Source organism: Blautia difficilis (assembly GCF_014297245.1).
Lineage (GTDB): Bacteria > Bacillota > Clostridia > Lachnospirales > Lachnospiraceae > Blautia_A > Blautia_A difficilis.
The window spans coordinates 1-22,804 of record NZ_JACOQG010000036.1; the positions used below are offsets into that span (position 1 = coordinate 1).

Genomic DNA, 22,804 nt, shown 5'->3' on the forward strand with positions numbered 1-22,804 from the left:
CTGGGTATCCTGGGGAAGAAGAATCAGGGTAAAATAAAAAGAAACAGGCAACTGCCCCTTGTTTAGAAAAGTTTAAATTGGTTTGAGAAAGAGAAAAGTAAATTCTGTAAAGTTGACTTCACAAAACCTGAAAAACAGAAAGAGAGCTGCCAGACAGCAGAAGAAAAAACAGAACGGACAAAAAAGACGGATTGATTACATAATAGGAAACTGAAAACATGCGACAATCTGCAGGGATACCGGGGTTAGGCTGAAACACTATATCACGGAACCGTCTATGTAGTACAGCAAAATAGGCTGTCCTCATACCGAGGGTTTCCACTTCAGTAAGCCTGAGAAGTGTCAAACTGACACTTCCTCAAACATACTAAGGTCACAACTCTCATTGCATCCACAGTCACAACAAAAAATAGAGTATTCCCTTCAATGCGTGCGATATTTCACTTGTGATTGTGATCTCGTGTTTCCATACAGCCGCACGGACAAGAAATATATTCCTTTCCCTCTTTGATTTCAATAATTTCCCAGGTATGTTCATGAGAAGTGAAGGGTTTATCCAAACAGACATGTCCATGCACAGTTGAAATAGTTGCAACGATGGCCATTGTAGCAATGCACCCAATAATTAGGTTTTTTGATTTTGCTTGCATATATTTGTCTCCTTTCATTTAGTGAATACGTATAGGCGTTTGCGAAACGCCAAACACTGCATAAATACGGTGTTTTTTGTCGTTAAAATAAAATATCTCCTCAAGGTTTATGGTAAAATAGAATTGACTAGAAACTAATTAACCAATCCACCTAAAGGAGATATACCTACATGATAACATATAAACAGCTCACTTTGGCAGAAATTTTTGAATATAGAACGAAAATAAGTTTCTGCACCATTGGGGGAATACTACGAATTGTAGATGAAGATAAGAGCATGAAACAGAAATTTGAAGAGAAAGCGTAACCAAAGCATAAGAAATACGATGTTTATTATGAGAGCCTTTTTTGTTATGATATTTGCACAGGATGTTTGAAAGTACGAAATCGGAGAAAGCTGTATGGAAGATACTTATATTATAGACTTGTTCTGGAGAAGAGATGAAAATGCAATACAATTAGTTGATAAAAAGTATAATTCCACTTGTTATTCTATTGCGTGGAAGATTCTTATGAATAGGGAAGATTCCGAGGAGTGTGTAAATGATACATGGTTTGCGGCATGGCGGTATATCCCACCCCAAAGGCCGCCAAAACTGGTAGCTTTCTTAGGAAAAATTACAAGAGGATTCGCAATTGATATGTTAAGAAAAAAGCATGCGGCAAAACGGATGGATATGCATATTGCAAACATAACGGAAGAGGTAGAAAGTTTAAATACCGCTAGAACGCATATTTTAGATGAACATATGGAAGCTGAGGAACTGATAGAAATCATCAATCGTTTCCTGGGCGGTTTATCTGACAGGGACAGGGATATTTTGTCCAGAGATATTGGGTAATGGAATCCATTAAAAATATTGCCGCCAGACATAAGATGTCAGAAGGGGCAATTAAGCAGAATCTGCTGCGGAATAAAAGGAAACTGAAAAAGATATGTATAAATTTATCATACATATATTTTTATCAATGTCATTTAGATAAGCATTTCGTCTGATAAAAACAGTATATCACGTTATTTGACTTTAGAAAACATGGTTCAGTTAAGAAATATTATGTTCAATGGGAAGTCCTGTCTGCCCCCCCCAGATGACTACCTGTGAAGAACATAAAATACAATTTCGTATACCAAAAAGACAGATTGCAGATCTGTCTGAAAAAGAAGTATAATAGTGATGATATTTAAGCCGCTCGATACATGAAATCCCTATTTCTCTTTGGACGGAGGCGGATAGGATATTTACGGTTGCTCCTGACTGGTGTCAGGTGCTTTTGTATGAGAAGCATGGTCTCAATTTCGTCACTGCTATGTTTTAAATATGCTCTGCATATGTTGACTGCGGTGGCGAAATTTATTTTGTAGATATGCTTTGTGTTATCTCGTGTTCTCACAACGGCCTGAGCTGTCACAAATTCGCAGAAGTTATATAGTATCATCCGGGCATTGAGTTCCTGAAGGATCCCGTCATACTTGCTGCTATGCCAGTTAACAAGACCTATGGTGTATTTCAGCTCACGAAAGCTTGTTTCCTCGCTCCAGCGCATTCTGTAAAGCTTTTTAATCTCTTCTAAGGGGAAGTCTTCTTCCGAAAGATTTGTGGCAATGCAGATGTAGGTCCCATTATCAAGAAGAATACGAACAATACGGAATTCGATATCATAATATGTACAGTTTTCATCCAGGAAATCCAGATCGGTAGTCTGCTGAAGAATGGTATACGTATTGGGATCCCCAAGAGTTTCTTTTGTATGGCGTCTGGTAAGAGTGGTTTTTATATGGGTATCGAACTGACTGTCAGGTAGATCATAAGCGGAAAGAATGCCGTTACTGTTGATGTCTTTCATGCGAATAATGAATTTCATATTCTTTTGAATAAGATGAGCAAAGACATTGAAGCTTTCATATCCCCGGTCTGCCATTAAAATTGCCGGCACAGAATCGGGATAACGGTCAGTTATGGTATTCAGTGCAGCACGTTCATGAAGCTTCTTTTTTCCCTGAACCAGAAAATCACAGTAAGTATGGTTCATGATATCGTAAAGAGCATTGACGTGAATCGCATTGTAACCCTTTTCGCCTTCATGGATAAAAGTTCTTTCATCCTCTGGGTCTCGTGCTATATTGACATCGGAACCATCACATGCTAAAAGGCGATAGCCGTGATAGGGCTGATCAGAAAGTTCCCTGCACTGTTCCACAAAAATATGGAACAGAAAGCTCCATCCTTCCGGTTGGAGTTTGAAATGCTGCTGGGTAAAAGAAGATTTTGCAGGGGCTGCAAGTGAATGCTCAAAGAAATCCAGGATTTCATTTGAAACAGATTTACTCTGCATTTGAACCATAAATTGAATATAATCATGGAAAGAAAGTTTACGATTTCCTGTGAAATCAGCTTCCGGGTTTTGGCAGAACATGAAATGAAGTTCATCCAGTTCAGCAATGCAGTTTTCGAGTGTTGTTTTTAAGTCAGCTAAAAAGTTTTGAGTCATAGGGTGCCTCCTTGAAATGTGTTTATATTCAAGGCTTACACAACATATATTGCTTATCCTGTCAAGTGTTTTTTGAAAAAAATGAGGATAAAAACTAAAGGAAGAGAGAAGAAAAATGCAGTTATATCAGTTTGAAAAAATATACTCTCAAATGGAAAAAGAGTTTGGAAAAATCAGAAAAGGTGATGAGGAAACTTACAGTATGCTTCTTTTGCCGATGGAAAGTAATGCGTTAAAAATCCATCGAAAGTTTCCCGCTTCAAACAGCAGAAGAATGAAAGAGGCAATTGCCCTTGTATTGTTTGATATTAAATCAAGATGTACCGGAGAAAGTTTTGACACGGGAAACTTTCGCAATGAGGATAATGAACGGCTTGAAACTGCCCTGCTTATGGCATTTGATCCATACACGAATAGTGAAATAAAGGAGCTGCTTATTTCCAGAGGGAGGCAGCATGAGTTAGATTTAAAGAAAATGCAACAATACTATAAGATTCCGGTAATGTGTCTGCTAAGGATTAAGGCTTCGATAGATACTTGGGAAAAGAATGCTGGAACGAATGGATACTTCGATTTTATAGAGGGATACATGGGAACATCCATTACGGGAGATGAAATGAAATATTCGGTGATGATGCAAGATTTGTACTATTTATCGTATAGCCGTCGTCTAAACAGAGTGTGTTCAAATATTCAACAACACTCTGTTTAAATTGTCACGCAGGCTTAACTAAATGACATTGAGGAATTATTATTTGTGTTAAAGATTTGGAAAAACACAATAATTCAGTTAATAAATCTGAAAATATGCAGTAATAGAAGAGAAAGAAATGACAAAATCATGAAAAAAGCTACACTATATTTACTGATGATTTCTTTGATAGGAATGCTGGAAGTGCCTGTACATGCGGCAGATGTGTATGCGGATGAATCAACGGAGTTATATTCTTTTGATGAAGGAGCAATGTGCGATGATGATTTCGCAACGGAGTGTCAAGCAGACGTGAGCGATAAAAAACTACAGCAAGATTTTGAATCGGCCATGAAAGATGGAATTGGTCTGGGACTGGATGATTTTTTAGAAACTTCATATTCTGGAAACAGCACTGGCTCAACGCAGTCAGACAGTGAGGCCGAAGTATTAGAGGCAGATTTTGAAGCTGCTATGCAGGATGACAACATAAAACTATCAGAAGCAGGAATTGAATCCATGAATTTGATTTCCACTAATGACGACAATATAGACGCAGAATATGCCGCTGAAATTAATGAGTGGGAATCAAAGCCAATTTTAACAAGGGCTGCTTCGACAGTGAGCAGGGTAGAGTATGGACAGCAGTGGAGAATATACAGAAAAAGTGACAATGCAACGATGGTACAGTGGGTTTTAAGGGGACTGTTCTTATATAATGGCTAGCCAGTGTAAACAGACATCTATGAACTGATATAATAATGCATCTAATACTTTTACGGTTACTTCAAAGTCACACTATCCATCCGGAATGTATGCAGTGGGAAATTGCAAAGCGGTACAGAAAAAGGGTGGAAAATTGTATTCACATGTTCTCCGGATTGGGGTAACACCTACAGGAAAAGTAGTTAAGTAACAATGATGTTGGAAATGGCAGAAGTAAAAAATACCATTTAAGACCTGGAAGAGGATGCATGATTCTCTTCCTGTTTTGTCGAAAAAATCTTATTGCATAAGTATAATGAAAGCACTTATAATAAGAATATGAAAAGAAAGTGAATGAATGCAGGTGTTGAATTTAGACGAGAAAAATACAGAACGCATGGACGCCATTAACAAGTTTACGTTAATGGATGATACGTTTATGACACAGGTGTTTTCCAGTGATTTAGAGTGTACTGAGGAACTCTTGAAGATCATTTTAAAAAGAGATGATCTGACGGTAACGAAATCTGTTACACAGTTGACGATTGGAAATTTGTTTGGACGATCTGTCAGATTAGATATATACGCTAATGATTCCGAAGGAAAACAGTACGATATCGAGGTCCAACAGGATGATAGTGGGGCAGTACCAGAACGTGCCAGATTAAACAGCTCATTATTTGATACCAGACTTACAACATCAGGAAGTAAATATACAGAGATGCCAGAGACATATATCATATTTATAACGTCTAATGATGTGTTGGTAGGTGGACTTCCGATTTATACAATAGAAAGAACAGTACAGGAAACAGGGAAACTGTTTAATGATAAAGCACATATTGTATATGTAAATGGCTCTTACAGAGGAGATGATGAGGTTGGCTGGCTAATGCATGATTTTAACTGTGTTAATTATCACGAAATGCATAATGCAAAAATAGCTGCGAGAGTAAGATATTTTAAAGAGGAACCGAAAGGAGTGGCTGATATGTGCAAGACGATGCAGGTAATTGTAGATAGAGAACGTGATGAGGCAGAAGTAAGCAGAAGTAAAAAAATCGCATGGAATATGTGGAAAAATGGAGAGCATGATCTTGATAAAATTGCAGAGACCACATTGCTGTCCGTTGAGCAGGTACGAGAGGCTATTACACAAAAGAAAGCGTAAAATCTATTACAGAGGATGTTGCAGTTCAGGGTTCTTCCGATACTGAAGCGGCTGTCTGATGATATTTCTATTGCAGGTTATGATGGAATTGATATTGCGAAAATTCTGGAGCCAAAGCTCACCACCCTTTGTCAGGACACAGCGGCAATTGGCAGGATAGCTGCGGAGAAGCTGATCGATCTGATTGAGAATCCCAAGACTACATTGATTGATCGTTTTTCAGTAGACGGAACTTTGTTTAAGGGGGCATCTGTGAAAAAAATAAAAAAATAAGATGTCTGAAAAATCAGGATCCTGCTTCACATAAGTTATAAAAAATGATATAATTTATGAACTAAAATATAAAAGTCAGAGGTTAATATGGATTACCAGAGTATTATAACTTTTTTTATGGAAATGGCAGGTACGATTGCTTTTGCTGCTTCCGGGGCAATGGTAGGTGTAGAACGGAATATGGACATTTTCGGTGTCAGTGTACTGGGTGTAGTTACAGCTGTAGGCGGAGGTATGATCCGGGATATTGTGCTGGGGATTATTCCACCTAATGTGTTTACAAATCCGGTATATGCCCTGGTGGCTACCATTACTTCCTGTCTGGTTTTTCTGGTTTTTTACTGGAAACGTCAGCTTTTGGAAGGGCATATGCGGCTTACCTATGACAGAGTCATGCTGGTGATGGACTCTATCGGTCTGGGAATTTTTACAGTAGTGGGAGTGAATACGGGAATTCGCAGTGGATATATGGATAATGTGTTTCTCCTGGTGTTTCTGGGAACGATTACAGGAGTAGGGGGAGGCTTGCTGCGTGACATGATGGCAGGAGTACCGCCTTATATTTTTGTAAAGCATATTTATGCATGCGCGTCTATTGTAGGAGCGGTTGTATGTGTGTATATGAATCGTTTTGTGGGAAATGTGGAAGCAATGATGGTAGCCTGCTTTATAGTCATACTGATTCGGTATCTGGCAGCACATTATCGCTGGAATTTGCCCAGATTGTCTCATAATGAGAGTGAAAAATAAAAAGGAGTCCGGATTTATTCCGGACTCTTTCTTGACTTTATAGCAGGATAGTTATTGAGTGCTTATTTATTTTGTATCCTGGAGAGCGAGATAACCTTCTTCGCCTGTACGGATCTTAACAACATTTTCAATGTCATATACAAATACTTTACCATCACCGATCTGACCTGTATGAAGGACTGCTTTGGCAGTTTCAATCACTTTCTTTACAGGTACCAGGCTGACAACAATCTCAATTTTGATCTTAGGAAGAAGATTCATTTCTACTTCAACACCACGATAGTAGGATGGAGCACCTTTCTGTACGCCGCATCCGAGAACATTTGTGATAGTAATACCTGTAACACCGATCTCATTCATTGCCTGCATAAATTCATCAAGCTTATTCTGACGTGTGATGATAACAACCTTTGTAAGTTTATGAACGCCTTCTTTCGGAAGTTCAGGAACTGATTCAGCAGGAGCGGAAGGTCTGGCTGTAACAACAGGAGCTTTTACAGAAGTTCCCATAGGAGTTGGAACGCCTGCCATTGCGAAACCGTCATAAGCACTTGCAAGACCATGTTCTTTGGAGTCAAGACCTGCGATTTCTTCTTCAGCTGAAACACGAAGCCCGATTGTATGTTTGATTACCTGGAAGATGATTGTCATGGTAACAACAACCCATGCGATTGTAATGATCATACCTGTGAACTGAACACCAAATCCGTGGAAACCGCCGCCTGTAAGGAGTCCTTTCCAACCTGTACCTGCACCGTCGGAGAAAAGACCAACTGCAAGAGTACCAAATGCACCGTTTAAACCATGAACACCGACAGCACCAACAGGGTCATCGATTTTCAGGACTTTGTCAATAAATTCAATACCAAATACTACGATAAAACCGGAAACAATACCGATGATTGCTGCGGATGTAGGAGAAACTGTATCACATCCTGCTGTAATTGCTACAAGTCCTGCAAGAGAACCGTTCAGGGACATGGAAACATCCGGTTTTTTGTAACGTACCCATGTGATGATCATAACAGTTACAGTTGCAACAGCTGCTGCAAGGTTAGTAGTAACGAAGATTTTACCTGCACTTATGATTGCATCGCCTTCCATACTGACTGTGGAAGCACCGTTAAATCCGAACCAGCAGAACCAGAGGATAAATACACCTAAAGCACCAACTGTAAGGTTGTGTCCCGGGATAGCTTTTGATTTGCCGTCTTTTGTGTACTTGCCGATACGAGGTCCAAGGATGATGGCACCGATCAGAGCTGCCACACCACCTACCATATGTACTGCACAGGAACCTGCGAAATCATGAAATCCCATCTGACTGATAAATCCACCGCCCCAGATCCAGTGTCCGGATACCGGATATACAACAAGACTGATCATAAGGCTGTAGACACAATAGGAAAGGAACTTGGTACGTTCTGCCATTGCACCGGAAACAATGGTTGCGGATGTTGCACAGAATACTGTCTGGAAGATTAAGAATGCCCAGAAAGGAACTCCGTCAGGAAGCATTCCGGAACCATAGTTTGCTTCAGAAGCAATACCACCGATCTTTCCGATAAATCCATTGCCTGTACCAAACATCAGACCGAAACCAACCAGCCAGAAGACCGGAGTACCGATACAGAAGTCCATCAGGTTTTTCATAATAATGTTACCTGCGTTTTTTGCTCGTGTGAAGCCTGTTTCTACCATTGCGAATCCGGCCTGCATAAAGAAGACCAGTGCGGCGCCGACCAGCACCCATATTGTGTTTACTGAAGAAAATTCCATAATATTACTCCTCCCTCATTCATGAATAAATTTCCTCTATATCGAAAAACGCGGCAGAATCCCTAAAAGGTTCTGTCGCGCTTTTGCGAACTTAAAATTTTTTTTATAAATATATGTAAAACAGGGGAATATCAAAATATCGTGTGATTAATGGATGAGGAAATCGATAATGAATTATGAAGTAGAGTTCATAAAGGGATATTCCCCTGTTGTTACCAATGTAGTCAAGTGGATATTCGCAATCCGCTTCGCTGCTTGCTCATAACCGAATAACTGCTCCGCAGTTATTCGGTTAAATATTTACGGATTGTTCCGTTGCTTTGTAGCTCCAACAATTCTATAAACATTCAGAATCATATCATTTATACGGAAAACAGAAGCTTGTCATAGGTAGGATATGGAAGCAATGCATCCGGTATCAGTGTTTCAGCTGTATCTACAGATTTTCTTAAGCTTTCCATGTCGGAAAGTACTATGGACTGATATGCCTTTGCATTTGCAAGAGGATCCTCTGTGGCAAGAGCTGTTGCTGTATCTGCTTTCAAGGTTTCCAGACCTTTGGTGATATCACCGGCAAGATCAGAGAGTTCTTTGATCAGTTTACCTTCTGCATCAGTACTGATATCTGCAATAACAGATTTTTTGGAAATAGCAGTAGACGCCAGCTTGTCAATATATTCAAATACAGATGGAAGGAAATCCTTCTGTACCATTTCAACCATAGTATTGGATTCGATATTAACGATCTTGGAATAGGCTTCCAGCCAGATTTCATAACGGGATTCAATTTCTTCTTTGGTAAAAATGCCATATTTTGTGAAGAGCTCGATATTTTTGTCTGCAATCCACTGTGGAAGAGCATCCGGGGTAGATTTCAGGTTAAAGAGACCCCGTTTTTCAGCTTCAGCAATCCATTCATCTGTATAACCATTACCATTAAAAATAACACGTTTGTGAGCAATAATGGTCTTTTTGATCAGTTCATGGATTGATTCTTCCATTTTGTCTTCCGGAACATCTTTTAATTCCTCAGCAAACTGATGAACAGCCTCAGCAACAGCTGTGTTCAGGATGATATTTGGGTTTGCAACAGAAGCTTCAGATCCCAGCATACGGAATTCAAATTTATTACCGGTAAATGCGAATGGTGAAGTACGGTTTCTGTCTGTGTTATCTTTTACAAAGTGCGGAAGAACCTTGGCACCGATGTTCATCTGGACAGCACGGCTTCCTGCGAAATATTCATCTTTTTCAATTGCTTTTAATACTTCTGTAAGTTCATCACCAAGGAAGACGGATACAACTGCAGGCGGAGCCTCGTTGGCACCCAGACGATGATCATTTCCTGCACTTGCAACAGAAATACGAAGTACATCTGCATATTCATCGACTGCTTTGATCACAGCAGTAAGGAAAATCAGAAACTGTGTGTTTTCTCCCGGCGTTTTGCCAGGATCCAGAATATTTATGCCATCATCTGTGATCATAGACCAGTTATTGTGCTTTCCGCTTCCGTTAATGCCGTCAAATGGTTTTTCATGAAGGAGGCAGACCAGACCATGCTTGTCAGCAACTTTCTTCATGATTTCCATTGTAAGCTGGTTGTGGTCAACTGCAACATTTGTGGTATCAAATACAGGAGCTAATTCATGCTGTGCAGGAGCTACTTCATTGTGTTTAGTTTTGGCCGGGATGCCCAGCTTCCAGAGCTCAACGTCCAGATCATGCATGTAAGCTGCAACTCGCGGCTTAAGTGCTCCGAAATAATGATCTTCCATCTCCTGTCCTTTTGGAGCAGGGGCACCGATCAAAGTACGTCCACAGAATACCAGATCTTTTCTTTGTTTATATAATTCTTTGTCTACCAGGAAGTATTCCTGCTCCGGACCAACGGTGGTATTTACATGTTTAATGGTTTTGTTTCCTATAATATGGAGAAGATTTACAGCCTCTTTGTCCAATGTCTGCATGGAACGAAGAAGAGGAGTCTTTTTATCCAGTGCTTCGCCACTGTAGGAGCAGAATGCTGTAGGAATGTAAAGTGTTCCGTCTTTAATGAATGCAGGAGAAGTTGGATCCCATGCAGTATATCCTCTTGCCTCGAAGGTGGCACGCAGTCCGCCGGATGGGAAACTGGAAGCATCAGGTTCACCTTTTACAAGTTCCTTACCGGAGAAATCCATGATTACCTGTCCATCGCCTGTTGGAGAGATAAAGCTGTCATGTTTTTCTGCTGTTACGTTTGTCATTGGCTGAAACCAGTGTGTATAATGTGTTGCTCCGTTTTCTGTTGCCCATTCTTTCATGGCAACAGCTACAGAATTTGCAACATCCAGTTCAAGGTGGGTGCCGTTCTCAATTGTCTTTTTTAATGCTTTGTACATGTCTTTTGGCAGTTTGCTTCTCATTACTTTGTCATTGAAGACCAGGCTGCCATACAGTTCAGGGATATTCTGTGCCATATAGGTATTCTCCTTTCGAATTATGGTTCATCAATTTTTTTCGTCTCATAGAAAATCCCTCATTCGCATAACATTTTCTATAAAACGAAAAGTTTTGTATAAAACGAAAAAGGCACTTCGAATCTGATTTACATCAGTTCAAAGCGCCTTTGCTTTATGTGCTGTACTATAAACGATATAAAAAGAGATGTCAAGTACTTTTTTAAAAAAATAGAAAAAACAGAAAAAATTACAGACAATAAAAATAAAAAGGAACAGTTGACAAATTTAATTCTGTTATTATAATTTACTATGCAAGTTTTTAACGATATGATAGAAATCGGAGGAGAGATCAGATGGCTGGAATAAAAGAAGAATGTGGGGTGTTTGGTATTTATGATCTGGATGGAGGAAATGTGGTTCCATCCATATATTATGGATTGACTTCCCTGCAGCACAGAGGACAGGAATCATGTGGACTGGCAGTTTCAGATACCAGAGGAGAGAGAGGAAATGTAAAATTTCACAAGGATCTTGGACTGGTAAGTGAAGTGCTTCGCCAGGATGTAGTGCGTAAATATTCAGGAGACATTGGAATTGGTCATGTAAGATATTCTACAACAGGAGCTTCTGTTGCTGAAAATGCGCAGCCCCTGGTTTTGTCTTATGTAAAGGGAACTCTGGCGCTGGCTCATAATGGAAATCTGGTCAACACACCGGAACTGAAGTGGGAACTGATCCAGAATGGTGCAATTTTCCATACAACTACAGATTCAGAAGTGATTGCTTTCCATATTGCAAGAGAACGTGTGCATTCCAAAACAGTAGAGGAAGCTGTTTTAAAAACAGCCAGGAAGATTAAAGGCGCTTATGGACTGGTTGTTATGAGCCCGAGAAAACTTATCGCTGTCCGAGATCCTTATGGCCTGAAGCCTTTATGCCTGGGAAAAAGAGGAAATACTTATGTAATTGCTTCTGAAAGCTGTGCGCTGACCTCAGTGAGTGCGGAGTTTGTCCGTGATATTGAACCGGGCGAAATTCTTACTATCACAAAAGATGGACTGAAATCCAATATGGAACTTGCCGGTACAAAAAAGGCACATTGTGTATTTGAGTATATTTATTTTGCCCGCCTTGACAGTACAATCGATGGAGTAAAGGTTTATGATGCCAGAATCCGGGGTGGTAAATCGCTTGCCAAGTCTTATCCTGTAGAAGCAGACATTGTTACAGGTGTTCCGGAATCCGGTCTTCCGGCAGCAAAGGGATACTCAGAAGAATCAGGGATTCCCTTTGCATTTGCATTTTATAAAAACAGCTACATTGGACGAACCTTTATCAAGCCTACCCAGGAAGAAAGAGAATCCAGTGTACATCTGAAATTAAGTGTGCTGGAGTCTGTAGTGAAGGGAAAAAGAATTGTTCTGGTAGATGATTCAATTGTAAGAGGTACCACGATTGCCAATCTGATCCATATGTTAAAAGAGGCTGGTGCAAAAGAGGTACATGTGCGTATCAGTTCCCCGCCATTTTTGCACCCGTGTTATTTCGGCACAGATGTACCTTCTAATGATCAGCTTATTGCTGCCAGCCACAGTGAAGAAGAAATCTGTCAGATGATCGGTGCGGATTCTCTTGGATATATGCAGACAGATTATTTGAAAGGCATGGCAGGAGGACTTCCTCTCTGCAAGGCTTGCTTTGACGGTAAGTATCCAATGGATATTCCTGACTATAAAGATGCTGATTTTATGGATATTGTAAAATGCTGATTCCTGAGAAAGAAAGGATGTACCAGCATATCCATTAATTGGATACAGGAAATAAAAAATCATGAAAATTGGGGAAAATGCATATAATTATAAAGAGATTCCCGTAAAATGGTCAAGCCAATATGAGAATATATAAAATATGAAAAGACAAAATAGCTAAATTCGCAGCATTATAATTGTACGAAATATACAAAATGAAATAGAAAAAACGTCAACAGGAAATCGTGAAAAATCTTGACAAATCGAAATGTGTAGGACATAATGTGTGCAATTGAAAGGTGATAGGTTCACTGATAAAAGTATGAACAGAGTATCCAGAAAGGGTGATCATTATGACACAGAGTAAGATTAAGTTAAATGCAGCGGAGGATGTACAGGAATTTGTAAATGCAGCTTCCAAATGTGATTTTGATATTGATATTTATTATAATAGGTTTCTCATTGACGCGAAATCCATTCTTGGGATTTTGAGTATGGATCTGACAAAGGTTTTGACCGTAGATTGTCATGGAGAAAATAAGGAGTTTGAGCGTACTCTTCAAAAGTTTGCAGTAGCCTGAAGCTATAAAAGTCGGGAACAGTATATCTGTTCCTGATTTTTTTTACCGAATCAGATATTTCAATATTGACAAAGATAAAAAATTGTTTTATAGTATAGCATATTTTTAAGATAAAAATCGGAAATATGGTTTCGAATAAGAAAGATAAATCTGACAAAGGCGTCAGGTACAGAACTTGTGGGCAAAGTGTCCCTATAGAGCTTCTGTACTTGGCGCTTTTTATTATTGAAATCCAGATTTTCCGGAAAGAATTTATGTTATCAGTTTTAGAGAACCAAGGATGATGGAGGAGGAAATCAAATGGCAGTAAAGTATGTATTTGTCACAGGAGGCGTTGTTTCCGGTCTTGGAAAGGGAATTACAGCTGCATCTCTGGGACGTCTTCTTAAAGCAAGAGGCTATCAGGTCACCATGCAGAAGTTTGATCCCTACATTAATATTGACCCGGGAACTATGAACCCCATTCAGCACGGAGAAGTTTTTGTAACAGATGATGGTACAGAAACTGATCTGGATCTGGGACATTATGAGAGATTCATTGATGAGAGTCTTGATAAAAATTCCAATGTGACAACCGGTAAGGTTTACTGGTCTGTTCTTCAGAAAGAACGTCACGGAGATTTTGGTGGAGGTACCGTGCAGGTAATCCCTCATATTACAAACGAAATTAAGGGACGCTTCTATCGCGCAAAATCATCAGATGAAGATAAGATTGCCATTATCGAGGTGGGAGGAACTGTTGGTGATATTGAAAGTCAGCCGTTTCTGGAAGCAATCCGTCAGTTTCAGCATGATGTGGGACATGACAATGCAATCCTTATCCATGTGACTTTGATTCCTTATCTGAAGGCATCCGAAGAAATGAAAACAAAACCTACACAGGCAAGCGTAAAGGAACTTCAGGGAATGGGAATCCAGCCGGATGTACTGGTGTGCAGAAGTGAACATGAGCTGACAGAGGACATTAAAGAAAAAATCGCTTTATTCTGCAACGTACCTGTATCCCATGTGCTTCAGAATCTGGATGTGGAATATTTATATGAAGCTCCTCTTGCAATGGAAAGAGAGAAGCTTGCAGATGTAGTTCTTTCAAGTCTCCGTCTGGAAAACAGAAAACCGGATTTAAGCGACTGGGAGGAAATGGTAGAAAGTCTGAGAAATCCGAACAAAACAGTTAAAATCGCAATCGTAGGAAAATATACACAGCTTCATGATGCATATCTCAGTGTAGTAGAGGCACTGAAACATGGCGGAATTTCCTGCAGAGCCAAAGTAGAGCTTGACTGGATTGATTCCGAAGAACTGACAGAGAAGAATCTGGATCAGCAGCTTCACAATGTAGATGGTATCCTGGTTCCGGGTGGTTTCGGAAACAGAGGTACAGAAGGAATGATCCTGGCAGCACAGTATGCAAGAGTACATAAGATACCATATCTTGGAATCTGCCTGGGAATGCAGATGGCAATCGTAGAATTTTCCCGCCATGTACTTGGATACGAAGATGCAAACAGTATTGAACTGGATCCGGATACCAAACACCCGGTGATCGCACTGATGCCGGATCAGGAAGATGTCGAGGATATCGGTGGAACCTTAAGACTTGGAAGCTACCCATGTATCCTTGCAGAAGGCTCTAAATCCTATGAACTCTTCGGTAAGAAAGAGATTCATGAGCGTCACAGACATCGTTATGAAGTAAACAACGCATTCCGTAAAGAACTTCAGGAGAAGGGAATGAATATTGTAGGAACTTCTCCTGACAACCGAATTGTAGAAATGATCGAGATTGCAGGGCATCCGTTCTATGTAGGAACCCAGGCACATCCTGAATTCAAATCCCGTCCGAACCATGCACATCCTTTATTCAGAGGATTTATTCAGGCGGCAGTCGATTATAAAGGTAATTAATTACTCAAACACATTCGTGTACTTGAAATAAAAAATAAGCGAAGAACAGCAGAAATAGAAAGGATGAGGAGATTATGAAAGAAGTGAGAGAACAACAGCAACAACAAGGTCTGTACCGGCCTGAATTTGAACATGACAACTGCGGTATCGGAGCAGTTGTCAATATCAAAGGAAAGAAAACCCACGATACTGTTGCAAACGCATTAAAAATCGTAGAACATCTGGAGCACCGTGCAGGTAAAGATGCAGAAGGCAAAACCGGTGATGGTGTAGGTATTCTTCTTCAGATTTCCCATAAATTTTTCAAAAAAGCCTGTAAGAAAGAGAAATTTGAGATTGGCGATGAGAGAGAATACGGTATCGCACAGTTTTTCTTCCCACAGCACGAGATCAAACGTGCACAGGCAAAGAAGATGTTTGAGATCATCCTTGAGAAAGAAGGTCTGAAGCTTCTGGGCTGGCGTCAGGTTCCGGTATTCCCGGAAGTGCTTGGACACAAGGCAAGAGAGTGTATGCCATGCATTATGCAGGCATTTATCAAAAAGCCGGAAGATGTGGAAAAAGGTCTTCCATTTGACCGTATGCTCTACATTGCAAGACGTGAGTTTGAGCAGAGTAATGATAACACTTACGTAGTTTCCATGAGCAGCCGTACCATCGTTTACAAAGGTATGTTCCTGGTTGGACAGCTTCGTACTTTCTTCGAAGACCTTCAGAACCCGGATTATGAATCTGCGATTGCCATGGTACATTCCCGTTTCAGTACCAACACAAACCCAAGCTGGGAGAGGGCACATCCTAACCGTTTTATGGTACACAACGGTGAGATCAACACCATCCGCGGCAACGCAGATAAGATGCTTGCAAGAGAAGAAAACATGGAATCACCATATCTGGAGGGACAGCTTCATAAAGTGCTCCCTGTTGTAAACAGAAATGGTTCCGACTCTGCAATGCTTGACAATACACTGGAATTCCTGGTAATGAGCGGCATGGAGCTGCCTCTTGCAGTGATGATCACAATCCCTGAACCATGGGCAAACAATGATACTATTTCACAGGCAAAGCGTGATTTCTACCAGTACTATGCAACCATGATGGAGCCATGGGACGGACCTGCATCTATCCTCTTCTCGGACGGTGATGTGATGGGAGCTGTCCTTGACAGAAACGGTCTCCGTCCATCCAGATATTATATTACCTCCGATGGTTACATGATCCTTTCCTCAGAAGTGGGTGTTCTGCCGATTCCGGAAGAAAAGATCGTATTAAAAGAGCGTCTTCATCCTGGAAAAATGCTTCTTGTAGATACTGTAAAGGGAAAAGTAATCGATGACAATGAACTGAAAGAGGGCTATGCAAAAATGCAGCCATACGGTGAATGGCTGGACAGCCATCTGGTACAGTTAAAAGACATCAAGATTCCTAACGAAAGACCGGAAGAATATACACCTGAGCAGAGAGCGCGTCTGCAGAAAGCATTCGGTTATACTTATGAGCAGTATCGTACTTCCATCAGAAACATGGCGTTAAATGGTGCAGAGAGCATCGGCGCTATGGGTGTAGATACTCCGCTGGCAGTATTTTCCAAACAGAACAGACCATTATTTGACTACTTTAAACAGCTCTTTGCACAGGTTACCAATCCTCCGATCGATGCGATCCGTGAGGAGATCGTTACCAGCACAAGTGTTTATGTAGGCAAAGACGGAAACCTGCTGGAGCAGAAACCGGAAAACTGTCAGGTATTAAAGATCAATAATCCGATCCTGACAAATACAGACATGATGAAGATTAAGAGCTTTAAACATGAAGGCTTCAAGACAGCGGTTGTTTCTACCTTATATTATAAGAGTACGAAACTTGAGAGAGCCATTGACCGTCTTTTCGTAGAAGTAGATAAAGCATTCCGTGAGGGTGCAAACATCCTTGTTCTTTCAGACAGAGGAGTAGATGAAAACCATATGCCGATTCCGTCACTTCTGGCAGTATCCGCAGTTCATCAGCATCTTGTAAAGACGAAAAAGAGTACATCCCTTGCCATCATTCTGGAATCCGGAGAGCCAAGAGAAGTACATCACTTTGCAACCTTACTTGGCTATGGCGCAAGTGCAATCAACCCGTACCTTGCCCTTGAGACCATTCATGAACTGATCGACAGTCATATGTTGGAGAAAGACTATTATGCAGCAGTAGATGACTACAATCATGCAGTGATCAGCGGTATTGTAAAGATTGCTTCCAAAATGGGTATTTCCACCATCCAGTCTTATCAGGGATCTCAGATTTTTGAGGCAATCGGTATTTCCTCAGATGTGATCGAGAAATACTTTACTGGTACAGTCAGCCGTGTAGGCGGAATCACTCTGGATGATATTGAAGAGAATGTAGAGAAGCTTCACTCAGAAGCATTTGACCCATTAGGACTTCCTACAGACCTGACTCTGGACAGCGTAGGCGCACACAAGATGAGAAGCCAGGGAGAGGAACATCGTTACAATCCTCAGACCATCCACCTTCTGCAGCAGTCCACATGGACAGGAAGCTACGATCTGTTCAAACAGTACACAGATCTGGTGGATAAAGAAAACCACGGAAACTTAAGAGGACTTCTGGACTTTAAGTTTGCTGAGACTCCGGTTCCACTTGAAGAAGTGGAGAGCGTAGATGATATCGTAAAACGATTTAAGACAGGTGCCATGTCTTATGGTTCCATTTCACAGGAAGCACATGAGACACTGGCAATCGCCATGAACCACCTCCATGGAAAATCCAATACAGGTGAGGGTGGTGAAAGTGATGAAAGACTGGATTCCGCAGGAAGCAGTGATGACAGATGCTCTGCGATCAAACAGGTTGCCAGCGGACGTTTCGGTGTAACCAGCCGTTACCTTGTATCTGCAAGAGAAATCCAGATTAAGATGGCACAGGGTGCAAAACCTGGTGAAGGCGGACATCTTCCTGCAAAGAAGGTATATCCATGGATTGCCAAAACCCGTCATTCCACACCGGGTGTCAGCCTGATTTCCCCGCCACCGCACCACGATATCTATTCTATCGAGGACCTGGCACAGTTAATCTATGACCTTAAGAATGCAAATAAATATGCAGATATTTCTGTTAAACTGGTATCTGAAGCAGGTGTGGGCACAGTCGCAGCAGGTGTTGCCAAAGCGGGTGCACAGACGATCCTGATCTCCGGTTATGACGGAGGTACAGGTGCAGCTCCAAGAAGTTCTATCCACAATGCAGGACTTCCATGGGAACTGGGACTTGCAGAAACACATCAGACACTGCTTAAAAATGGGCTGAGAAATCGTGTCCGCATTGAGACAGACGGTAAGCTTATGAGTGGTCGTGACGTTGCAATCGCAGCATTGATGGGTGCAGAGGAATTCGGCTTTGCAACAGCTCCTCTCGTAACCATGGGATGTGTAATGATGCGTGTATGTAACCTGGATACCTGCCCGGTAGGTGTGGCAACACAGAATCCGGAACTCCGCAAGAGATTTAAAGGAAAACCGGAATATGTCGAGAATTTCATGCGCTTTATCGCACAGGAATTAAGAGAGTATATGTCCAAACTGGGATTCCGTACAGTCAGCGAAATGGTTGGACGTACAGATCTTCTGGTTCAGACAGACAATGTACCAGAACCACATCAGGGTAAAGTAGATTTAAGTGCAATCCTGAATAACCCATTTGCAGGAAAAGACCAGAAAGTTACTTTTGATCCGAAAGCTGTATATAACTTCGAGCTGGAAAAAACCATGGATGAAAAAGTTCTGGTTAAGAAATGTGCAAATGCCATCAATAAAGGCCAGAAAACAGAGCTTTCTGTAAATCTGACAAACATTGACCGTACATTCGGAACCATCCTTGGTGCAGAAATCACCAGAAAGAATAAAAACGGACTTGCAGATGACACCATCACTGTACACTGCAACGGTGCCGGCGGACAGAGCTTCGGCGCATTTATCCCCAAGGGACTTACACTGGAACTGACCGGTGACAGCAATGACTATTTCGGAAAAGGACTTTCCGGTGGTAAACTGATCCTGAAGGTTCCGGAGAAAGCTGCATATAAAGCAGAAGAGAATATTATCGTAGGTAATGTTGCCCTCTACGGTGCAACCAGCGGTACTGCATTTATCAATGGTGTTGCAGGTGAGCGTTTCGCAGTCCGTAACTCCGGTGCATCTGCAGTTGTAGAAGGTGTAGGAGAACATGGCTGTGAATATATGACAGGCGGCCGCGTAGTCGTACTTGGTAAGACTGGCAAGAACTTTGCAGCAGGTATGAGCGGCGGTATCGCATATGTACTGGATGTGGATAATGTTCTTTACAAGAACCTGAACAAAGCTATGATTTCCATCGAAAAAGTGGAAAATAAATATGACAGAAAAGAACTTCGCGACCTGATTGAAGCTCATGTAGAAGCAACAGGTTCCAAACTCGGTGCGAAAGTTCTGGCTGACTTTGATTATTATCTGCCGCACTTTAAGAAACTCATTCCAAATGAGTACAAGAAGATGATCACTTTAAGTGCAAAACTGGAAGAAAAAGGTCTGAACAGTCAGCAGGCACAGATGGAAGCGTTCTACGAAAGTATTGGCGCCAAGCATTGAGAGAGGAGAGGAAATCATGGGAAAACCTACGGGATTTTTAGAGTATAAAAGAGAGACGGCAAAGGTTCTGCCGCCAAAGGTCCGCATTGCAAATTTCAAAGAATTCAGGACCCCGTTAAATAAAGAAAAACAGAAACTTCAGGGTGCACGTTGCATGGCATGTGGCGTCCCATTCTGCCAGTCAGGTATGATGATCGGCGGTATGGCATCTGGCTGCCCTCTGCATAATCTTGTACCTGAGACAAATGATCTGGTTTATACAGGCAACTGGAAACAGGCATTCTTAAGACTGAGCAAGACACACAGCTTTCCGGAATTTACTTCACGTGTCTGCCCTGCACTCTGCGAAGCAGCCTGCACCTGTAATATAAACGGAGAACCGGTGTCCACCAAAGAAAACGAACGTGCGATTATTGAGACAGCCTATGAGAACGGATGGGTAACTCCGCAGATCCCGGAAGTGCGCACAGGCAAATCTATTGCAGTCATCGGAAGCGGTCCTTCCGGACTGGCAGCAGCCCAGCAGTTAAACAGACGAGGCCACAGTGTAACTGTATTTGAAAGAAAAGACCGTGTAGGCGGACTTCTCCGCTACGGTATCCCAAACATGAAGCTGGACAAAGCTGTTGTTGACAGAAGAATCCATCTCATGGAAGAAGAGGGTGTGAAATTCGTTACAAATGTAAACGTAGGAAAGGATATCAAGGCAGAAGAACTTCTGAAACAGTTCGACCGCGTCATCCTTGCCTGCGGAGCATCCAATCCACGAGACATTAAAGTTCCGGGACGAGATGCAAAAGGAATCTATTTCGCAGTAGACTTCCTTGGACAGGTAACAAAAGCTCTTCTGGATACTGACTTTGCCAAAGTTCCATATGAACTTGCAAAAGGTAAAAACGTTCTGGTCATCGGTGGCGGTGATACAGGAAATGACTGTGTGGGAACCTCCATCCGTCTGGGTGCCAAATCTGTGATCCAGTTAGAGATGATGCCGAAGCCGCCAGTGGAAAGAACGCCATCCAACCCATGGCCACAGTGGCCGAGAGTCCTCAAAACAGACTATGGCCAGGAAGAAGCTATCGCTGTATTCGGACATGATCCACGAGTATACCAGACTACTGTTACAGAATTTATCAAAGATAAAAACGGCAATGTCTGCCAGGCCAAACTCACGAAATTAAAGAGTGAAAAAGATCCGAAAACAGGACGAATGATGATGGTACCGGTAGAAGGTACTGAAGAAGTCATTCCTGTAGACGTAGTTCTTATCGCAGCCGGATTCCTTGGCAGTGAGAAATATGTAACAGACGCATTTAAGGTAGCCATCAACGGAAGAACCAATGTAGATACAAAACCAGACCAGTATCAGACCTCCGTAGACAAAGTCTTCACAGCAGGAGACATGCACAGAGGCCAGTCCCTGGTAGTATGGGCAATCCGCGAGGGCAGGGAAGCTGCAAAGGCGGTAGATGAATCACTGATGGGATATTCCTATCTGTAAAAATAAGATAAAATATGACAAAGGTGCTATTGCCTGACGGAAAAGGACGTCAGGAAGTGGCACCTTTGTTTTTTTTGAAGTGATTTTCGGGTGTTTCGGGTATTACAATAATTGTAGTTTAGTTTAAATAAACAAAAATACTTAGTAAACCCAGCGTAGTCCTATTAGCGATTACACGGCGAAGATGTGATTACCACACCGAAAACAAAGAAAAGTAATCGTATGATCAAAATGCCGAAGTTCCTCTGTGAAGAAATGCAGGAATATTTGCAGATGCTTTACGGATTGAAGAAGAAAGACCGAATCTTTACGGTCACAAAGAATATCGTAGAGGTGTATATCTGAATCTGCTTACAAGTGGAAGGTTGAATGATTATTTGGCTGATATAGAAGAACAGGCACAGAAACGCTTTGAAAGGATTGTAGAGCAGATGGCAGAGAGTGAAGGTATTACCGAACAACTTAAAGCAACTGATCAGGTGGCTGGGGTAGGAGAAATGAATAATATTTGGAGTAGAGCAAGAGAGGTTGTGAATGTTGAATTGATTTATAATTAAAAGAGAAGAGATTTTGGATAAATGCTTGACTGTAAACCTTGTTTATAGCTTATTCTTAAGATAAAATAGAGTTGCTTGAAAGGAGTGCATAACATGAAAATAAAAGACGTAGAAGAACGAACAGGTTTATCCCGTTCTAATGTTCGTTTTTATGAAAAGGAAAAACTCATTGAGCCTTCAAGAAACGAAAGTAATGGTTATAGAGATTATTCAGAAAATGATGTGGAAAATATAAAGAAGATTGCATATCTGCGTACATTAGGAATTTCTATTGAGGATATACGAAGCATTATATCTGGAAAAGTAACATTGCAGGAAACGCTTGAGAGGCAGAATGAAATATTAAATAGTCAGATTACTGATTTGAATAAGGCAAAACTCATGTGCGAAAAAATGTTGGGTGAAGAAAGTATTAGTTATGAAAAATTACAGGTAGAACAATATGTAACAGAGTTGCAGGATTATTGGAAAGATAATCAAACTGTTTTCAAACTAGATTCAGTCAGCTTTTTGTATATATGGGGAAGTATGCTTACTTGGATAACGATTACCGTACTATGCTTGATTATTGGGTCGTTGTCTTATTCTAAGCTGCCGACAGAAATTCCGGTACAATGGAGTAAAGGTGTGGCAACATCTTTGGTGAATAAAAATTGGATTTTTATTTGTCCGGTTATCTGCATTATAATCCGTTATTTATTAAAACCTTTTATCTATGCCAAATTACAGATGAACAATTATTATGGAAAAATTATAACAGAGTATTTGACAAATTATATGTGTTTTATTGTATTGTCAGTAGAAATTTTCTCAATACTTTTTACTTTCGGAGTGGTAAAAAGTGTTGTTGTACTTTTATTTGTGAATACGGCAGTCTTTATGGGATTGTTAGTAGTCGGATTGACAAAAATGGATTTGAGAGGAAAA

Annotated in this window: 18 protein-coding genes and 1 pseudogene; 15 read left to right on the forward strand and 4 right to left on the reverse strand. The window is 41.0% G+C overall.

Going from position 1 to position 22,804, the window contains the following annotated elements; all coding sequences use genetic code 11:
• Positions 1 to 440: 440 nt before the first annotated feature.
• Complete coding sequence (locus H8Z82_RS15105; protein WP_019161171.1) at positions 441 to 650, reverse strand: hypothetical protein; 210 nt, start codon at positions 648 to 650, stop codon at positions 441 to 443.
• Between the two features lie 170 nt (positions 651 to 820).
• On the opposite strand from H8Z82_RS15105, the gene H8Z82_RS15110 reads away from it, so the two are divergent.
• Both H8Z82_RS15110 and H8Z82_RS15115 read left to right on the forward strand, forming a co-directional pair.
• Positions 821 to 958, forward strand: a complete 138-nt coding sequence (locus H8Z82_RS15110) for a hypothetical protein (RefSeq protein WP_019161172.1) — start codon at positions 821 to 823, stop codon at positions 956 to 958.
• Positions 959 to 1,052: 94 nt separating this feature from the next.
• A complete protein-coding gene (locus tag H8Z82_RS15115; protein WP_227567412.1) occupies positions 1,053 to 1,493 on the forward strand; it encodes an RNA polymerase sigma factor in 441 nt (146 codons plus the stop codon).
• A 340-nt stretch (positions 1,494 to 1,833) separates the two neighbouring features.
• On the opposite strand, the gene H8Z82_RS15120 is transcribed toward H8Z82_RS15115, so the two are convergent.
• A complete protein-coding gene (locus H8Z82_RS15120; RefSeq protein WP_118136687.1) occupies positions 1,834 to 3,141 on the reverse strand; it encodes an IS4 family transposase in 1,308 nt (435 codons plus the stop codon).
• A gap of 115 nt (positions 3,142 to 3,256) precedes the next feature.
• On the opposite strand from H8Z82_RS15120, the gene H8Z82_RS15125 reads away from it, so the two are divergent.
• From H8Z82_RS15125 to H8Z82_RS15145, 5 genes are all read left to right on the forward strand, one after another.
• Positions 3,257 to 3,853, forward strand: a complete 597-nt coding sequence (locus H8Z82_RS15125) for a hypothetical protein (protein ID WP_019161174.1) — start codon at positions 3,257 to 3,259, stop codon at positions 3,851 to 3,853.
• A 129-nt stretch (positions 3,854 to 3,982) separates the two neighbouring features.
• Positions 3,983 to 4,558, forward strand: a complete 576-nt coding sequence (locus H8Z82_RS15130) for a hypothetical protein (protein WP_117677530.1) — start codon at positions 3,983 to 3,985, stop codon at positions 4,556 to 4,558.
• 337 nt (positions 4,559 to 4,895) lie between these two features.
• Positions 4,896 to 5,708 carry a PD-(D/E)XK nuclease family transposase gene (locus H8Z82_RS15135; RefSeq protein WP_019161176.1) on the forward strand — a complete coding sequence of 271 codons (813 nt, stop codon included), beginning with the start codon at positions 4,896 to 4,898 and terminating at the stop codon, positions 5,706 to 5,708.
• Positions 5,709 to 5,723: 15 nt separating this feature from the next.
• Complete coding sequence (locus tag H8Z82_RS15140) at positions 5,724 to 5,981, forward strand: substrate-binding domain-containing protein (RefSeq protein WP_019161177.1); 258 nt, start codon at positions 5,724 to 5,726, stop codon at positions 5,979 to 5,981.
• 87 nt (positions 5,982 to 6,068) lie between these two features.
• Positions 6,069 to 6,731, forward strand: a complete 663-nt coding sequence (locus H8Z82_RS15145; RefSeq protein ID WP_186995564.1) for a trimeric intracellular cation channel family protein — start codon at positions 6,069 to 6,071, stop codon at positions 6,729 to 6,731.
• A 66-nt stretch (positions 6,732 to 6,797) separates the two neighbouring features.
• On the opposite strand, the gene H8Z82_RS15150 is transcribed toward H8Z82_RS15145, so the two are convergent.
• The gene (locus H8Z82_RS15150; RefSeq protein ID WP_186995565.1) at positions 6,798 to 8,510 is read right to left on the reverse strand and encodes an ammonium transporter; all 1,713 of its coding nucleotides are present in this window, start codon (positions 8,508 to 8,510) and stop codon (positions 6,798 to 6,800) included.
• A gap of 362 nt (positions 8,511 to 8,872) precedes the next feature.
• Positions 8,873 to 10,972, reverse strand: coding sequence for a glutamine synthetase III family protein (locus tag H8Z82_RS15155; RefSeq protein ID WP_186995566.1), 2,100 nt, complete (start codon positions 10,970 to 10,972; stop codon positions 8,873 to 8,875).
• Between the two features lie 335 nt (positions 10,973 to 11,307).
• On the opposite strand from H8Z82_RS15155, the gene purF reads away from it, so the two are divergent.
• The 8 genes and pseudogenes from purF to H8Z82_RS15195 form a co-directional block, all read left to right on the forward strand.
• Positions 11,308 to 12,723: an amidophosphoribosyltransferase gene (purF, locus tag H8Z82_RS15160; protein ID WP_019161181.1), complete on the forward strand. Its 1,416-nt coding sequence runs from the start codon at positions 11,308 to 11,310 to the stop codon at positions 12,721 to 12,723.
• Between the two features lie 332 nt (positions 12,724 to 13,055).
• Positions 13,056 to 13,283: an HPr family phosphocarrier protein gene (locus H8Z82_RS15165; protein WP_019161182.1), complete on the forward strand. Its 228-nt coding sequence runs from the start codon at positions 13,056 to 13,058 to the stop codon at positions 13,281 to 13,283.
• 300 nt (positions 13,284 to 13,583) lie between these two features.
• Positions 13,584 to 15,191, forward strand: coding sequence for a CTP synthase (locus H8Z82_RS15170; protein WP_186995567.1), 1,608 nt, complete (start codon positions 13,584 to 13,586; stop codon positions 15,189 to 15,191).
• 74 nt (positions 15,192 to 15,265) lie between these two features.
• Positions 15,266 to 19,819, forward strand: a complete 4,554-nt coding sequence (gene gltB, locus H8Z82_RS15175) for a glutamate synthase large subunit (RefSeq protein WP_186995568.1) — start codon at positions 15,266 to 15,268, stop codon at positions 19,817 to 19,819.
• Between the two features lie 16 nt (positions 19,820 to 19,835).
• Positions 19,836 to 21,320 (forward strand): glutamate synthase subunit beta, encoded by a 1,485-nt coding sequence (locus H8Z82_RS15180; RefSeq protein WP_186995569.1) that lies wholly within the window; start codon positions 19,836 to 19,838, stop codon positions 21,318 to 21,320.
• Between the two features lie 168 nt (positions 21,321 to 21,488).
• A pseudogene (locus H8Z82_RS15185) lies at positions 21,489 to 21,644 on the forward strand (site-specific integrase); the annotation flags it as partial.
• A 53-nt stretch (positions 21,645 to 21,697) separates the two neighbouring features.
• A complete protein-coding gene (locus H8Z82_RS15190; RefSeq protein ID WP_330608000.1) occupies positions 21,698 to 21,877 on the forward strand; it encodes a TnpV protein in 180 nt (59 codons plus the stop codon).
• Between the two features lie 93 nt (positions 21,878 to 21,970).
• The coding region (locus tag H8Z82_RS15195) for a MerR family transcriptional regulator (RefSeq protein WP_186995570.1) at positions 21,971 to 22,804 on the forward strand (834 nt) is incomplete at its 3' end.

Excerpts from the sequence above, each read along its gene's own strand:
- H8Z82_RS15105 (WP_019161171.1), bottom strand. The coding sequence starts at position 650 with ATGCAAGCAAAATCAAAAAACCTAATTATTGGGTGCATTGCTACAATG.
- H8Z82_RS15110 (WP_019161172.1), top strand. The coding sequence starts at position 821 with ATGATAACATATAAACAGCTCACTTTGGCAGAAATTTTTGAATATAGA.
- H8Z82_RS15115 (WP_227567412.1), top strand. The coding sequence starts at position 1,053 with ATGGAAGATACTTATATTATAGACTTGTTCTGGAGAAGAGATGAAAAT.
- H8Z82_RS15120 (WP_118136687.1), bottom strand. The coding sequence starts at position 3,141 with ATGACTCAAAACTTTTTAGCTGACTTAAAAACAACACTCGAAAACTGC.
- H8Z82_RS15125 (WP_019161174.1), top strand. The coding sequence starts at position 3,257 with ATGCAGTTATATCAGTTTGAAAAAATATACTCTCAAATGGAAAAAGAG.
- H8Z82_RS15130 (WP_117677530.1), top strand. The coding sequence starts at position 3,983 with ATGAAAAAAGCTACACTATATTTACTGATGATTTCTTTGATAGGAATG.
- H8Z82_RS15135 (WP_019161176.1), top strand. The coding sequence starts at position 4,896 with ATGCAGGTGTTGAATTTAGACGAGAAAAATACAGAACGCATGGACGCC.
- H8Z82_RS15140 (WP_019161177.1), top strand. The coding sequence starts at position 5,724 with ATGTTGCAGTTCAGGGTTCTTCCGATACTGAAGCGGCTGTCTGATGAT.
- H8Z82_RS15145 (WP_186995564.1), top strand. The coding sequence starts at position 6,069 with ATGGATTACCAGAGTATTATAACTTTTTTTATGGAAATGGCAGGTACG.
- H8Z82_RS15150 (WP_186995565.1), bottom strand. The coding sequence starts at position 8,510 with ATGGAATTTTCTTCAGTAAACACAATATGGGTGCTGGTCGGCGCCGCA.
- H8Z82_RS15155 (WP_186995566.1), bottom strand. The coding sequence starts at position 10,972 with ATGGCACAGAATATCCCTGAACTGTATGGCAGCCTGGTCTTCAATGAC.
- purF (WP_019161181.1), top strand. The coding sequence starts at position 11,308 with ATGGCTGGAATAAAAGAAGAATGTGGGGTGTTTGGTATTTATGATCTG.
- H8Z82_RS15165 (WP_019161182.1), top strand. The coding sequence starts at position 13,056 with ATGACACAGAGTAAGATTAAGTTAAATGCAGCGGAGGATGTACAGGAA.
- H8Z82_RS15170 (WP_186995567.1), top strand. The coding sequence starts at position 13,584 with ATGGCAGTAAAGTATGTATTTGTCACAGGAGGCGTTGTTTCCGGTCTT.
- gltB (WP_186995568.1), top strand. The coding sequence starts at position 15,266 with ATGAAAGAAGTGAGAGAACAACAGCAACAACAAGGTCTGTACCGGCCT.
- H8Z82_RS15180 (WP_186995569.1), top strand. The coding sequence starts at position 19,836 with ATGGGAAAACCTACGGGATTTTTAGAGTATAAAAGAGAGACGGCAAAG.